Source organism: Sphaerisporangium cinnabarinum (genome assembly GCF_055567015.1).
Genome location: NZ_JBVHRG010000003.1, coordinates 1 through 13,762, shown reverse-complemented (window position 1 = coordinate 13,762; position 13,762 = coordinate 1). Strand labels below are relative to the sequence as shown.

Here is a 13,762-nt window from a genome sequence, read left to right as displayed (position 1 = left end):
GGACCTAACCTAGCCGCGGGCCCGGCCGCTCGCGGCGCCGGGCGCCGTCGTCACTCGGGGAAGACGCCGTGCTTCTTGTGCGTCGGCTTGGGCAGGCGCGCGCGGCGGAGCTGGAACGCCCGCATGACCGCGTACATGACCGTGCCCTTGGGGATGTCGCCGAACTTCGCGAGGAGGCGCTTGCGCAGGCGGCGCCACATGATGAAGCCGTCGACGACGGTCAGCAGGACGATGACGTACAGCGTCATGACCGTGAGGAACGCGAGCTCCTGGTTCTGCGCCGTGAGGAACGAGAACACGATGAAGACGAGGGCGACGGGAAGGAAGAACTCACCGAGGTTCCAGCGGGCGTCGACGTACTCGCGCACGTAGCGCTTGACCGGGCCCTTGTCGCGCGGCGGCAGGTAGCGCTCGTCGCCGGTCTGCATGGCCTGGTACTGGCGGTCGCGCATCTCGCGCTGCTTCTCCCGCGCGGACTTCGCGGCGGCGCGGCGGTCGTTCGGCACGAGGGGACGCTTGTTCGCGGCCTCGGAGACCTTGCGCTTGGGCGTCGGGCGGCCCTTGCCGGCGCGCTCGATCTCGGCCGCCTCCTCGACGGGGTCGGGGGCGGCGGGGGTCGCGGCGGCCTTGTTGCGGGAGAACACCCCTCCAGGGTAGTCGAGCCGACGGGGTGCCCGGGCGCGGGTCCGGGGCCGCACGGTGTCGTACGGTGCTGGTCGTGACGAACTCACCCGAACCCACCGCCCCCGCACCCGGCACCGCCCTCGCGACCACGCTCCGCGAGACCGTCGCCCGGCTCTTCCCCGCGCTGCGCGCCGACCTGGAGTCGCTCGTGCGCGTGCCGAGCGTCTCGAACGCCGCGTTCGACCAGGCGCACGTCGCCGCCAGCGCCGACGCCGTGGCCGCGCTCCTTCGGGACGCCGGCCTGCCCGAGGTGCAGGTGCTGCGCGCCCGGGCCGAGGACGGCACCGAGGGTGCGCCCGCCGTCGTCGCGCGCCGCCCGGCGCCCGACGGTGCGCCGACCGTCCTGCTGTACGCGCACCACGACGTCCAGCCCCCGGGCGACGCGGGCACGTGGGAGACCGACCCGTTCGAGCCCACCGAGCGCGACGGCCGTCTCTACGGCCGCGGCGCGGCCGACGACAAGGCGGGCGTCGTGGCCCACCTCGGCGCCCTGCGTGCCCTCCTGGAGATCGGCGACCTCCCCGTCGGGGTGACGGTGTTCGTCGAGGGCGAGGAGGAGATCGGCTCGCCGACGTTCCTGCCGTTCCTCACGCAGCACCGCGACCTGCTCGCGGCCGACGTCATCGTCGTCGCCGACTCCTCGAACTGGAAGATCGGCGTCCCGGCGCTCACGACGTCGCTGCGCGGGCTCGTGGACTGCGAGGTCGAGGTCGCGGTGCTCGACCACGCGGTGCACTCGGGCATGTTCGGCGGGCCCGTGCTCGACGCCGTGACGCTGCTCGCGCGGCTGATCACGACCCTGCACGACGACGCCGGCAACGTCGCCGTGCCCGGGCTGGCCGCGGCGGACGAGCCGACCGTGGACTACGCGGAGGCCGACTTCCGCGCCGACTCGTCGCTGCTCGACGGGACCGTCCTCGCGGGCGAGGGCAGCATCGCCGGCCGGCTGTGGACCAAGCCGGCGATCGCCGTCATCGGGCTCGACGCGCCGAGCGTCGCGCACGCGTCGAACACCCTCACGCCACGCGCGACCGCGAAGCTCTCGGTCCGGCTCGCGCCCGGCCAGGACCCGGCGGCCGCGATGGCGGCGCTGCGCACGCACCTCGAGTCGCACGCGCCGTTCGGCGCGCGCGTGACCGTGCGCGACGGGGAGCAGGGCAAGCCGTTCCTCGCCCCGGCGGACTCCGAGGCGATGCGCGCCGCGCGGTGGGCGTTCGCGACGTCGTGGGGCACCGACCCGGTCGACATCGGCATCGGCGGGTCGATCCCGTTCATCGCCGACCTGCTCGAGGTCTTCCCCGACGCGGCGATCCTGGTCACGGGCGTCGAGGACCCGGACTCGCGCGCGCACGGCGCGAACGAGTCCGTCCACCTCGGCGAGCTGGAGAAGGTGGTGCTCGCCGAGGCGCTCCTGCTCGCGCGGCTCGGCGGCGCGGTCGCCTGACCCGCGACGTCCGGCTCCGCGCGGCGGCGTTCCCCGGTCAGCCGGGGAGCGCCGCCCGCACGTCGGCCGCCTCGGCGAGCGCGGGACCGACGGCGTCGCGCACCTCCGGGTCGAGGGTGCCTGCGAGCGCGTCGAGGCCGTCGAGGTACGTGCGCGCCGCGGCGGCGTCGTCCGTGCGCGCGGCGAGCTCGGCGAGGTAGGCGAGGGCCCGCACCCGGTCGGCTCCGCCGCCGTCATCCCTGGCGCGCCGGAGCGCCCCCGCGAGGATCTTGCGGGCCTGGGCGGGGTCGCCGTGCGAGTCGGCCTGCACGACGGCGTCGTCCAGCGCCCGGGCGAGCCGTCCCTCGGGGCGTGCGGCGTAGGCGCCGGCAGAGGAGTCGCCCGCGGCGCCCGTCGAGGTGTCCGTGGAGGCGTCCGCAGCGGGGGAGCGTCGCATGACCCGGACCCAGTTGCCCGCCGGGTCGACGAGGCTGAAACCGGTCGTGCCGCCCGCGTTCGCGCGCCGCCGCGGACGGGTGATGCGCGGGAAGCCGGTGAGCGGCAGCCGTCCGTAGCGGGCGCGGAGCCCCGCGGCCAACGCCTCGAAGACCGGGGCCGTGTCGTCCACGACGACGATGCACGTGCTGTAGCTGTCCTGCGGCGCGAGCCCGTCGAGCCCGAAGTAGTGGATGTCGACGCCGCCGCGTCGCACCGCGAGGTAGGGGTTGGGCCGGAGCTGGCGGTAGGTGACGTCGAAGCCCAGCGCGGTCCAGAAGTCGCGCAGCTCGTCGATGTCCTGGCAGGGCAGGGCCGGGACCATGGTCGCGTCGAACGGGTCGGCCGCTGGGTGGTCGTGCTCTCGGTCGGCGGTCACCGACCCATCGAAGCACCCGGCCCGCGCTCGGTACAGGGCGCCCCGGGTGTCAGCCGCGGTGCGCGACGTCGACCGCCCGGGCCCACCGCGCGACGTCGTCCGGGAGCTCGGGGGCGGCGACGTCGCCGCCCAGGAGCCCGACGACGACGGGCGCGGCGATCCGGTCGCCCGACCCGCGCGCGAGGAAGCGCCCGGCGACGAGGCCGCGGGCGCAGAGGTCCCCGCGGCGGGAGAACACCTGCTCGAGGTACACGACGCGCTCGTCCCACCCGAGCACGCGCGTCGTGATCTCGAAGCGGTCCCCGAGCTGCAGCGAGCGGCGGTACTTCATGGTCGACGCCGCGACGACGGGGTACCAGCCCTTGTCCTTGAGCAGCGGGAACCCGCCGAGGTCGGCGATGAAGTTGCTGCGTGCGACGTCCATCATCTGCAGGTACACGCCGTTGTTGACGTGCAGGTAGAAGTCGAGGTCGCCCGGGCGCACGCGCATGCGGGTGACGGACGGCTCGAGGACGCCGCGGCCCGGCACGGCCTTGCGCGGCATCGTGCTGGCGACGAGGAGCTGGATCTGGCGGGTCACCGGGGCAGGCTACTACCCCGCACCAGCGGTATCGGGTATCCGGCGACGACGGCGGGGGACGCCCCTCCAGGTCGGTGTGCGAGGATGCGCGCCGTGACGACGACGAGCCCCGCCCCTCGCCCCACCGCCACCGCCACCGCCGACACCGGGTCGCCCGCCCTGCACCCGTGGCAGGTCCGCGCGTTCCGCGCGGTCGCGATCGCCGAGGCGTTCTCCTGGGCCGGCCTGCTCGTCGGCATGTACCTCAAGTGGGTCGCCGGGACGACCGAGCGCGGCGTGGAGATCTTCGGTCCGGTCCACGGTGCGCTCGTGCTCGTGTACGTCGCGCTCGCCGTGCTCGTGGCCGTGCGCGTCCGCTGGTCGCTCTGGACGACCTTCCTCGCGCTCGCCGCGACCGTCCCGCCGTTCTGCACCGTCCTCTTCGACGTCTGGGCGCACCGCACCGGCCGCTACGCGCGGCGCTGAGCGCTCGGCCCGCTCAGGCCGGCTGACCGCTCAGACCGGCGGGTCGGGGTCGTACTGGATCCCGCGCCGCACGGCGCGCGCGACGTCGGGGCTCTCCAGGCGAGCGACGAGGTGCAGCGCCATGTCGATCCCGGCGGACACACCAGCGGACGTGACCACGTCGCCGTCGTCCACGTAGCGCGCCTCCGTGTCGACCACGACGCTCGGGTCGATCCGTGCGAGCTCGTCGTAGTGCGCCCAGTGCGTCGTCGCGGGCCTGCCCGCGAGGAGCCCCGCGGCGGCGAGGACGAGCGAGCCCGTGCAGACGCTCGCGATCACCGGGGTGCGCGCCCGCATCGCGCGCAGCCACTCGAGGTGCGCGCGGTCGGCGAGCAGCGGGCGCGTCCCGCGGCCACCCGGGTACACGAGCAGGTGGAGGGGGCCGACGTCGTCCGCCGAGCGGTCGGGGAGCAGGCGCAGGCCCTTCGCGAGCCGCACGCCGCCGCCGTCCCACGAGAACGTCGACACCTGGGGCTTGAGCACGGAGTGCTCGGCCCAGGCCGACAGCACCTCGAACGGCCCGGCGACGTCGAGCTCCTCGGCCTCGTCGAAGACGAAGATCCCGACGTTCGTCCCGTTGCCCGTACCCATGGCCACCTCCGCGTGCGGCCCGGCGTCCCGCGGGCCCCGACGGCTCCTGCCCGTGCGCCTAGAGGCCCGGCAGGGCGAGCATCTGGTCGAGCGCGACGCGCGCCCAGTGCGCGTCGTCGGCGTCCACGACGATCCGGTTCACCACGCGCCCCGCGACGAGCGACTCCATCGCCCACACCAGGTGCGGCAGGTCGATGCGGTTCATCGTCGAGCAGAAGCACACCGTCGAGTCGAGGTAGTGCACCTGCTTGTCCGGGTGGGCCCGCGCGACGCGGCGCACGAGGTTGAGCTCGGTCCCGATCGCCCACGCCGAGCCCGGCTCGGCGGCGTCGAGCATCTTGATGATGTACTCCGTCGACCCGACGAAGTCCGCCGCCGTGACGACCTCGTTCTTGCACTCCGGGTGGACCAGCACGTTGACGCCCGGGACGGCCGCGCGGACGTCCTCGACGTTCTTCGCCGAGAACCGCCCGTGGACCGAGCAGTGCCCGCGCCACAGGATCATGCGCGCGTCGCGCAGCTCGGCGTCGGTGAGACCGCCGTTCGGCTTGCGCGGGTCGAACACGACGCAGTCGTCGAGCGACATCGCGAGCTTGAGCACCGCGGTGTTGCGACCCAGGTGCTGGTCGGGGAGGAACAGGACCTTGCCCGTGCCGTCCACGCCGCCCACCTGGTCGAACGCCCAGCGCAGCGCGACCTCCGCGTTCGACGACGTGCACACCGTGCCGCCGTGGCGGCCCGTGAACGCCTTGATCGCCGCGGAGGAGTTCATGTAGGTCACGGGGGTCGTCGAGTCGGCGATGCCGACCTCCTGCAGCACGTCCCAGGCGTCCTCGACCTGGTCGATCGCCGCCATGTCCGCCATCGAGCAGCCCGCCGCGAGGTCCGGCAGCACGACCTGCTGCGCGTCGGACGTGAGGATGTCTGCGCTCTCGGCCATGAAGTGCACGCCGCAGAAGAGGATGAACTCCGCCTCGGGGCGGGCGGCGGCCTCGCGCGCGAGCTTGAAGGAGTCACCCGTCACGTCGGCGAAGTCGATGACCTCGTCGCGCTGGTAGTGGTGGCCCAGGACGAACGCCCGCTCGCCCAGCGCGGCGCGCGCCACGCGGGCGCGCTCCACGAGGTCGGGGTCGCTCGGCGCGGGCAGGTCGCCCACGCACTCGACGCCCCGCTCGGACGCGAGGTCACGACCCTGCCCCAGCAGGAGCAGGGCGGACGGGCTGGGCTCGACGAAACCGCCCTGGCGTGCGGTGCTCGGACCGCCCACGGACGACAGCAAGGTGCTCCCGGTGCTCACGGGACCATCGTCGCACAGCGCCGCGTGGACGGAGAGGCCCTCCCACGGCCCCTCGACGCGGCCCGCCGGACCGCGCCGACCGCTCCCGGGCTGGCACAATCCGGGCATGCGCGTGCTGCTGACCGGGTCCGCCGTCCCGCCCGTGCCCGACGGCGCCTGGCCGGTCGGGCGGACCTCGTCGTCGCCCGCCCGTGGCGCGGGCCCGACGCTGGGCGACGTCGCGCGCTGGTGGTCGCCGTTCGCCGAGGTCGAGACGGTCGCGCTGGCGGCGTCCGGCCCCGCCTTCCTCGACGCCCTCGCGCTCGTCGCGCCCGAGGTCCTCGCCGGGGTGGTGCCCGGCCCCGACGCGGCGGACGTCCCGGTCGCCGTCCGCCGTCGGACGCGGGCGGCGCGAGGGACGGGCACGCACCGGACGGTCTACGTCGACGCGTCCCAGGTTCCCGCGACCGGGGCGAACGAGGCGCTCGCCGCCGGGGCGGGGCCGGAGGTGCCCGCCCGGTCGTCGGCCGCCGTCGGGCACCTGCTGGCGCTCGCGTCCGACGCCGCCCGCGGACCCGACGGGTCTCCCGGGAGGGTGGTCCTCGCGACCGGCGGCAGCACGAGCCACGACGCCGGGCTCGGGGCGCTCCTGGCGCTCGCGGGGGCGGGGGAGCGGGTCGGTGACGACGAGGCCGCCGTCCCGACCGGCCTCGCGCGCACGGCGCGCGACGCGCTGGGCGGCACCGACCTCGTCGCGGCGGTCGCGTCCGACGTGCCGCTGCTCGGGCTGCACGGGGCGAGTGCGGCGCTCGAGGCTCGGGGCGTGGACCCGGCGGTGGCCCAGCACCTCGAGCGCGCGCTGGGCGCCGTCGCGCACGGCGTGGCGTCCGGAGCGGACGGGGACGCACCGCTCGCCGTGGACGGGGCGTTCGCGGGTCGCGACCTCCTGACCGCGTCGGCGGCGGGCCGTCGCCTCGCCGGGCTGCCGGGTGCCGGGAGCGGGGGCGGGCTCGCCCACGCGATCGCGGCGCTGGGCGGGCGGCTCGTGCCCGCGCTGCGCGTCGTGGCCGACGACCTGGGTCTCGACGCCCGTCTCGTGGGCGCGGACGTCGTCGTCGTGCTCGCGGACGAGCTCGGGGCGCACGAGCTGGGGGACGGGACGGTGCACGAGGTCGCGTCCCGCGCGGCCCGTCACGCGCTGCCCGTCGTCGTGGTGGCGCGCGAGGTGGTCGCCGGACGGCGCGAGCAGGCGGCCGCGGGGATCAGCGGCACGTACGCGTGGGGCGACGGCGACCCGCGCGACCTCGTGGAGCGCGTCGCGCGCACGTGGTCGCGCGGCTGAGGCGCGTCAGCCGAGGTCGACGTCGTCGTCCGCGCGCACGGACCACGCGGGGTTGTGCGCGATCTCCCACACGAGGTCGTTCGGGTCGGCGACGTGGGCGTGGAAGACGCCCCCGAACTCTCCCTCCTGCGGCTCCTTGCGGACGGTCCCGCCCGCGGCCACCATCGCGTCCACCAGCTCGACGACGGCGTCGCGCGACCCGACGTTGTGCGACAGGGTCACGCCCGTGGTCGCGGGCGGCGCGCCGGCCGCCCCGGCGTCCCGCGCGAAGCTCGCCGCGTCGAAGAGACCGAGGAGCTGGCCCGCCGCGGACCGGTAGAACACGATCTCGCCCGGCACGTCGAGCCGGGGCTCCCAGCCGAGCGCGCCGTAGAAGCGCCGGGCCGCGTCGAGGTCTCGCGTCGCGACCGTCACGAGGTGCACCGCCTGGTCCATGGGTCCTCCGTCGTCGCCCTCGCGCCCCGTGCGCCGAGGTCCGTTCGACCCTCGTGCCGCGCGGGGTCGTAGACTCGGGAACACCACCGGCACGTGTGGTGTTGAGGACCTGACGGGATCTCTCTCGAGAGATCCGAGAAGCCGGCCACCACCGGGGCAGCACTGCCCCCGACAGCGCGGAGACGAGATGAGCGAGACCACCGACATTGCCACGCACGGCGTCAACCTGACCGACGAGGCCGCGGACAAGGTCCGCACGCTCCTCGAGCAGGAGGGTCGTGACGACCTGCGCCTGCGCGTCGCGGTGCAGCCCGGCGGCTGCTCCGGCCTGATCTACCAGCTCTACTTCGACGAGCGCGTGCTCGACGGCGACGCGCTGCGCGACTACGACGGCGTCGAGGTCGTGGTCGACAAGATGAGCGTCCCCTACCTCGAGGGCGCGACGATCGACTTCGCCGACACGATCGAGAAGCAGGGCTTCACGATCGACAACCCCAACGCGGGCAGCGCCTGCGCCTGCGGCGGCTCCTTCAGCTGAGCCGTCCGGCGTGCCGTAGGCGCGCCACCGGACCGCACGAGCCCGGTCACCCGTCCGCGGGTGGCCGGGCTCGCGTCGTCCACGGGTCGTGCTGCCCCGACCTGCTCGCTCCGGGTCAGCCGCCGAGCTCGACGGTGATCGCCCAGGCCTCCGCGTCATCCTGCCCGCGGAGCGGCTCCTCGCCCACGACCGTGTGCCCGCGCATCCGCGCCCACGCGGGGACGTCGAGGCGGGCGGCCGGGTCGGTCGACCACACCGTGAGCCGCCGACCTGGAGCGAGGTCGCGCGCCGCCGCGGCGAGCCGGATCACAGGGAGCGGGCAACGCAGCCCGCGCGCGTCGACCACGTCGTCGGCCGCGCCGGACGAGGGGGCAGACGGGGGAGCGCCGGTCACAGGCCCTGCACCCCCAGCGTCGCGCGCACGCGCGCGACGGCGTCCGGCAGCGCGGCGAGCAGGCGCTCGACGTCCGCCTCCGTCGTCGAGCGGTCCAGGGCGACGCGCACGTTGCCGTGCGTGAGCACGCCCATCGCCGCGAGCACGTGCGAGGGCTCGAGCGAGCTCGACGTGCACGCCGACCCGGAGCCCACGGCGACGCCCTGGCGGTCCAGGTCCGTGAGCAGCGCCTCCCCGTCCACGTAGAGGAACGAGAAGGTCGCGACGTGCGGGAGCCGGTCGTCGGGGTCGCCGACCACCTCGACGTCGGGGATCCGGGCGACCCGGGCCCGTACGCGGTCGACGAGCGCCCGACGTCGCGCGTCCTGCGCCTCGCGGTCGGCGAGCACCGCCTGGAGCGACACGGCCGCCGCGAACGCCGCCGGGACGGACACCCCGCCGGGCGCCCAGGGGTCCGCGTCCTCCGGGAACGGGCTGCGGCGCCGGACGCGGGAGCGCACGGCGAGGACCCCGATGCCCGGCCCACCGCCCCAGTCGGCCGGGTCGGCGGCGAGCGCGTCCCAGGTCTCGGGGACGACGTCGTGCCCCAGCGCGGCCCCCGCGTCGACGAGCAGCGGGACCCCGGCCCGGCGCGCCGCCTCGTGCACGGCCGCGACCGGCTGGCGGGTCCCGACCTCGCCGTTGGCGGCCTGGAGCGCGGCGAGGGCCACGCCGGGGCGGCCGACGGCGTCCGCCATCCTCGCGGCGTCGACGCGGCCGGACCCGTCCACCCCGACGACCTCCCGCTCCAGACCACCGTGCTCCGCGGCGTGCAGGACGGCGGCACGCTCGACGGCGCCGACGACGACCCGACGCCCCGCGCGGTGACGCGCGCCGGCGAGCGCGGCGACGGCCGTGTGCAGGGAGACGGTGTGGTTGGCGGTGAAGACGACCTCCTCCGTGCGCGCGCCGAGCGCGCCGGCGACGGCCTCCCGGGCGCCGTCGAGCAGCGCCGCCGCACGCCTGCCCTCCGCGTGGAGCCGACGGGGGTCGGCCCAGCCGTCGTCGAGCGCGCGGTCGAAGGCCTCGCGCGCGAGCGGGTGCCAGGGGGCGTGGCCCCCGTTGTCGAGAAGCACCCGGTGATCGGGGGTGGTGTGTGTCACATGGCCTCCAGGGCGCGGGCGGGCCGTCGCGGCGCGGGGGGACGTCCGGGTCGGGGCGGCCCGAGCGAGCGCAGGGCGCCGGTCGGGGTCGGGCGCACGGCGTCGGATCGTTGCGCTCGCGCGCCCCGCGACGAGGTGCCTCCGGGAGTCCGAAGGTCCCACCGGCACGCTACCGCGCTGCCCGGTGGCCCGGTGGTGTGGCAAGGATCTGACAGACTCGGGACGGGTGTGCCGAACCCACCGCTGACCGGCCACGACGTGTGCCGCATCTCGCCCGTCCGCAGCGCGTTCCGGGCCACGAAGGGCGGAATCCCGCGCTAGGCTTCGTGTGTCGAGGACGAAGGTCCTGTGCTGGGCTCGTAAAGACGGGCACGGGCAGGACGTGACGTGAAAGGCCCCCCTTGCACTCGCAACCCCCTAGCCGCACACGGCGCACCATCCTGCGGGCGACGGCCCTCGCCGTCGCCGTCGCCGCGGTGGCGTCCGGCTGCGCCACCGACACCGTCCAGCGCGGGTTCCTGCCCGGTTACGAGGACGGGGAGGTGACCAACCAGACCGCCCGGATCACGTCGCTGTGGACCGGCTCCTGGATCGCGGCCCTCATCGTCGGCGTGATCACGTGGGGCCTGATGCTGTGGTGCGTCGCCGCGTACCGCAAGCGCAAGGACGACCACCAGCTCCCCGTGCAGACGCGCTACCACCTGCCGCTCGAGATCATGTACACGGCCGTGCCGATCCTCATGGTCCTCGTCCTGTTCTTCTACACGGACCGCGACATGAGCGCGATCGTGGACAAGGACGTCGAGTCCGACATGACCGTCCAGGTCATCGGCAAGCAGTGGAGCTGGGACTTCAACTACGTCGACGAGGACGTCTACGAGACCGGCCAGCACCTCGCCGACGTCGGTGGCACCATGACGGTGGACGCGGAGATCGACGGCGCCCCCGGCACGGCCGAGGCGCTGCCCACGCTCTACCTCCCCGCCGGCGAGAGCATCCGCTTCGTCCTGGACTCGCGCGACGTCATCCACTCCTTCTGGATCCCCGCGTTCCTCTACAAGCTGGACATGATCCCGCACCGCACGAACGAGTTCGTGGTCACCCCGCAGCGCGAGGGCGTCTACGCCGGCAAGTGCGCCGAGCTCTGCGGCGAGCACCACTCCGGGATGCTGTTCAACGTCGAGATCGTCGACCGCGCCGAGTTCGACGCGCAGATGGAGGCGCTCCGCGAGAAGGGCCAGGAGGGCCAGATCCCGGTGGAGGGCTTCAGCCGTCTCCAGGACCCGAACCCTGTCACCGCTACCACGGAGGGTGAGAACTGATGGTCGCGCAGGCCGAAGTCATCCCCGGTCTCGCGCCGCGGCGTCAGACCCTCGGGCGGACCGTGATCAAGTGGGTCACGTCCACCGACCACAAGACGATCGGGTACATGTACCTGATCACGTCGTTCATCTTCTTCTGCATCGGCGGCCTCATGGCCCTCGTGATCCGTGCGGAGCTCTTCGAGCCCGGCATCCAGATCGTGCAGAGCAAGGAGCAGTACAACCAGCTCTTCACGATGCACGGCACGATCATGCTGCTGCTGTTCGCGACCCCGCTCTTCGCCGGGTTCGCGAACGTCATCATGCCGCTGCAGATCGGTGCGCCGGACGTCGCGTTCCCGCGACTGAACATGTTCGCGTACTGGCTCTACCTCTTCGGCGGTCTGATCGCCTCGGCCGGCTTCTTCACGCCGCAGGGCGCCGCCTCGTTCGGGTGGTTCGCCTACGCGCCGTTGTCGAACACGACGTTCAGTCCAGGCCTCGGGGGAGACCTCTGGGTGTTCGGGCTCGCGCTCGCCGGTTTCGGCACGATCCTCGGTGCGGTCAACTTCATCACGACGATCATCACGATGCGCGCGCCCGGCATGACGATGTTCCGCATGCCGATCTTCACGTGGAACACGCTCATCACGAGCCTCCTCGTGCTCATGGCGTTCCCGCCCCTGGCCGCCGCGCTCTTCGCGCTCGGCGCCGACCGGCGCCTCGGTGCACAGATCTTCAACCCCGAGAACGGGGGCGCCATCCTCTGGCAGCACCTGTTCTGGTTCTTCGGGCACCCTGAGGTCTACATCATCGCGCTGCCGTTCTTCGGCATCGTGTCCGAGATCTTCCCGGTGTTCGCCCGCAAGCCGATCTTCGGCTACAAGGGCCTCGTCTACGCGACGATCGCGATCGCGGCGCTGTCCGTCACCGTGTGGGCCCACCACATGTACGTGACCGGTGCGGTGCTCCTGCCGTTCTTCGCCTTCATGACGATGCTCATCGCCGTGCCGACCGGTGTGAAGTTCTTCAACTGGATCGGGACCCTCTGGCGAGGGAAGCTGACGTTCGAGACACCGATGCTGTGGTCGATCGGGTTCCTCGTGACCTTCCTCTTCGGCGGTTTGACGGGCGTCATCCTGTCCAGCCCGGCGCTCGACTTCCACCTGTCCGACTCCTACTTCGTGGTGGCGCACTTCCACTACGTGGTGTTCGGCACCGTGGTGTTCGCGATGTTCGCCGGCTTCTACTTCTGGTGGCCCAAGTTCACCGGGCGCATGCTCAACGAGCGCCTCGGGAAGGTCCACTTCTGGCTGCTCTTCATCGGCTTCCACATGACGTTCCTCATCCAGCACTGGCTGGGTGTCGAGGGCATGCCGCGCCGCTACGCGGACTACGCGCCCTCCGACGGCTTCACGTGGGAGAACCAGGTCTCGACGGTCGGCGCGTTCATCCTCGCGGCGTCGACGCTGCCGTTCCTCTGGAACGTCTACACGACCTGGCGCAACGCGCCCAAGGTCCAGGTCGACGACCCGTGGGGCTACGGCCGCTCGCTCGAGTGGGCCACGTCCTGCCCGCCGCCGCGGCACAACTTCACGTCGCTGCCGCGCATCCGCTCCGAGTCGCCCGCGTTCGACCTGCACCACCCCGAGGTCGCCGCGATGGACCACGCGGAGCCGAACCCCAACGTCCTGGAGAAGGTCTACGGGGAGGCCGACCGCCGCGGTGAGAAGAGCGTCGCGCTCGACCGCCTCGGCGACAAGCAGGCAGGCAGCGACTCGACGTCGACGGTCATCATCGACGAGCCGCGCACGACGGGTGACACGGACGAGGAGGCCGGCAAGTGAAGGTCGAGTACAAGCTGTTCATCTTCCTGACGCCCTTCTTCGCGCTCATCGGCGTGGTGTACGGGCTCTGGAGCGGCTGGGAGCCAGTCGGCAGCGCCGCGCTCCTCCTGACCGCGGGCCTCTCGGGCATGATCGGCGCCTACCTGGCGCTCACCGCGAAGCGGATCGACGCCCGCCCGGAGGACGACCCGGACGGCCTCATCGAGCAGGGTGCCGGTGACCAGGGCGTGTACGCGCCGTGGAGCTGGTGGCCGCTCGCGATCGCGGCCTCGGCGGCGGTCGTCTTCCTGGGCCTCGCGGTCGGCTGGTGGCTCGTCTACGTCGGGTTCGCGCTGAGCGCGGTCGCCCTCGTCGGCTGGGTCTTCGAGTTCTCGCGCGGCCAGCACGCGCACTGACGTACGACGTCCGGACGGCCCGACCCCCTCGCGGGGGTCGGGCCGTCCGGACGTTCGCGGGGCGTCGCCGCGGCGCGAGCAGGAGACGGGACGCACGGGTGGCCGGCGCGTCCCCGCGACGCCCTACGGTAGGGCGGCAGCGTTCACGGCAGGGCGGCGGGCTCGGTGACCCCTGAGGGCCGACGACGTCGCGCGGCACCTGTTCGTGACCGCGGCCTGACGGGCTTGTGGCCCTGGCCGGCCGCCGAGAACGAGGTTGGTCCCGCTATCCGGTGGATAGCGGGACCAACCTCGTTCTGGTGGGGGAGCGGGGTCGTGCTCGCCTACCGGTGTCGTGCGGTGGGGGTCGTCAGGGGACGATGAGCCCGGCGGTCTGGGTCTTGGCGCGCTGGAGGCGGGCCTCGGCGTCGGACCAGTTGACGAGGTTCCACCAGGC

General features: G+C 73.7%; 15 protein-coding genes. 7 read left to right on the top strand and 8 right to left on the bottom strand.

Annotated elements, in window-relative coordinates:
- Window positions 1–50: 50 nt before the first annotated feature.
- Window positions 51–644 (bottom strand): DUF3043 domain-containing protein, encoded by a 594-nt coding sequence (locus ACZ4MO_RS05665; RefSeq protein WP_074809513.1) that lies wholly within the window; start codon window positions 642–644, stop codon window positions 51–53.
- Window positions 645–718: 74 nt separating this feature from the next.
- Here ACZ4MO_RS05665 and ACZ4MO_RS05660 point away from each other — a divergent pair, with 74 nt between their 5' ends.
- Window positions 719–2,128, top strand: a complete 1,410-nt coding sequence (locus tag ACZ4MO_RS05660) for a M20/M25/M40 family metallo-hydrolase (RefSeq protein WP_175008432.1) — start codon at window positions 719–721, stop codon at window positions 2,126–2,128.
- Between the two features lie 37 nt (window positions 2,129–2,165).
- On the opposite strand, the gene ACZ4MO_RS05655 is transcribed toward ACZ4MO_RS05660, so the two are convergent.
- Together ACZ4MO_RS05655 and ACZ4MO_RS05650 are read right to left on the bottom strand one after the other, a co-directional pair.
- Entirely contained in the window at window positions 2,166–2,981 is an 816-nt protein-coding gene (locus tag ACZ4MO_RS05655) for a DUF8817 family protein (protein ID WP_222592368.1), read from the bottom strand.
- A 49-nt stretch (window positions 2,982–3,030) separates the two neighbouring features.
- Entirely contained in the window at window positions 3,031–3,561 is a 531-nt protein-coding gene (locus ACZ4MO_RS05650; protein WP_186810390.1) for a thioesterase family protein, read from the bottom strand.
- 93 nt (window positions 3,562–3,654) lie between these two features.
- Here ACZ4MO_RS05650 and ACZ4MO_RS05645 point away from each other — a divergent pair, with 93 nt between their 5' ends.
- Window positions 3,655–4,026, top strand: coding sequence for a DUF3817 domain-containing protein (locus tag ACZ4MO_RS05645; protein WP_255437095.1), 372 nt, complete (start codon window positions 3,655–3,657; stop codon window positions 4,024–4,026).
- Window positions 4,027–4,056: 30 nt separating this feature from the next.
- Here the strand turns inward: ACZ4MO_RS05645 and ACZ4MO_RS05640 are convergent, their stop codons facing one another.
- Window positions 4,057–4,656 carry a DJ-1/PfpI family protein gene (locus ACZ4MO_RS05640; protein ID WP_175008434.1) on the bottom strand — a complete coding sequence of 200 codons (600 nt, stop codon included), beginning with the start codon at window positions 4,654–4,656 and terminating at the stop codon, window positions 4,057–4,059.
- A 58-nt stretch (window positions 4,657–4,714) separates the two neighbouring features.
- Entirely contained in the window at window positions 4,715–5,953 is a 1,239-nt protein-coding gene (nadA, locus tag ACZ4MO_RS05635; protein ID WP_499278638.1) for a quinolinate synthase NadA, read from the bottom strand.
- Between the two features lie 106 nt (window positions 5,954–6,059).
- Here nadA and ACZ4MO_RS05630 point away from each other — a divergent pair, with 106 nt between their 5' ends.
- Window positions 6,060–7,274, top strand: coding sequence for a glycerate kinase (locus tag ACZ4MO_RS05630; protein WP_175008435.1), 1,215 nt, complete (start codon window positions 6,060–6,062; stop codon window positions 7,272–7,274).
- A 6-nt stretch (window positions 7,275–7,280) separates the two neighbouring features.
- Here the strand turns inward: ACZ4MO_RS05630 and ACZ4MO_RS05625 are convergent, their stop codons facing one another.
- Window positions 7,281–7,709 (bottom strand): VOC family protein, encoded by a 429-nt coding sequence (locus ACZ4MO_RS05625; RefSeq protein WP_175008436.1) that lies wholly within the window; start codon window positions 7,707–7,709, stop codon window positions 7,281–7,283.
- 187 nt (window positions 7,710–7,896) lie between these two features.
- On the opposite strand from ACZ4MO_RS05625, the gene erpA reads away from it, so the two are divergent.
- Complete coding sequence (gene erpA, locus ACZ4MO_RS05620) at window positions 7,897–8,247, top strand: iron-sulfur cluster insertion protein ErpA (RefSeq protein ID WP_043658948.1); 351 nt, start codon at window positions 7,897–7,899, stop codon at window positions 8,245–8,247.
- A gap of 115 nt (window positions 8,248–8,362) precedes the next feature.
- On the opposite strand, the gene ACZ4MO_RS05615 is transcribed toward erpA, so the two are convergent.
- Together ACZ4MO_RS05615 and ACZ4MO_RS05610 are read right to left on the bottom strand one after the other, a co-directional pair.
- Window positions 8,363–8,641, bottom strand: a complete 279-nt coding sequence (locus tag ACZ4MO_RS05615) for a sulfurtransferase TusA family protein (protein WP_175008437.1) — start codon at window positions 8,639–8,641, stop codon at window positions 8,363–8,365.
- Entirely contained in the window at window positions 8,638–9,756 is a 1,119-nt protein-coding gene (locus ACZ4MO_RS05610; RefSeq protein WP_255437097.1) for a cysteine desulfurase family protein, read from the bottom strand. Before ACZ4MO_RS05610 ends, ACZ4MO_RS05615 begins: the two co-directional genes overlap by 4 nt.
- A gap of 428 nt (window positions 9,757–10,184) precedes the next feature.
- Here ACZ4MO_RS05610 and ctaC point away from each other — a divergent pair, with 428 nt between their 5' ends.
- The 3 genes from ctaC to ACZ4MO_RS05595 are packed head-to-tail and all read left to right on the top strand — an operon-like array spanning window position 10,185 to window position 13,326.
- Window positions 10,185–11,105 (top strand): aa3-type cytochrome oxidase subunit II, encoded by a 921-nt coding sequence (gene ctaC, locus ACZ4MO_RS05605; protein WP_074809487.1) that lies wholly within the window; start codon window positions 10,185–10,187, stop codon window positions 11,103–11,105.
- Window positions 11,105–12,931, top strand: coding sequence for an aa3-type cytochrome oxidase subunit I (ctaD, locus tag ACZ4MO_RS05600; protein ID WP_175008439.1), 1,827 nt, complete (start codon window positions 11,105–11,107; stop codon window positions 12,929–12,931). The genes ctaC and ctaD overlap by 1 nt, the downstream gene beginning before the upstream one ends.
- The gene (locus ACZ4MO_RS05595; RefSeq protein ID WP_074809483.1) at window positions 12,928–13,326 is read left to right on the top strand and encodes a cytochrome c oxidase subunit 4; all 399 of its coding nucleotides are present in this window, start codon (window positions 12,928–12,930) and stop codon (window positions 13,324–13,326) included. The genes ctaD and ACZ4MO_RS05595 overlap by 4 nt, the downstream gene beginning before the upstream one ends.
- Window positions 13,327–13,762 lie beyond the last annotated feature (436 nt).

What these genes read in the sequence shown, in the direction of transcription:
- ACZ4MO_RS05640 (WP_175008434.1), bottom strand. Translation starts at nt 4,656, where the DNA reads ATGGGTACGGGCAACGGGACGAACGTCGGGATCTTCGTCTTCGACGAG.
- ACZ4MO_RS05630 (WP_175008435.1), top strand. Translation starts at nt 6,060, where the DNA reads ATGCGCGTGCTGCTGACCGGGTCCGCCGTCCCGCCCGTGCCCGACGGC.
- ACZ4MO_RS05625 (WP_175008436.1), bottom strand. Translation starts at nt 7,709, where the DNA reads ATGGACCAGGCGGTGCACCTCGTGACGGTCGCGACGCGAGACCTCGAC.
- erpA (WP_043658948.1), top strand. Translation starts at nt 7,897, where the DNA reads ATGAGCGAGACCACCGACATTGCCACGCACGGCGTCAACCTGACCGAC.
- ctaD (WP_175008439.1), top strand. Translation starts at nt 11,105, where the DNA reads ATGGTCGCGCAGGCCGAAGTCATCCCCGGTCTCGCGCCGCGGCGTCAG.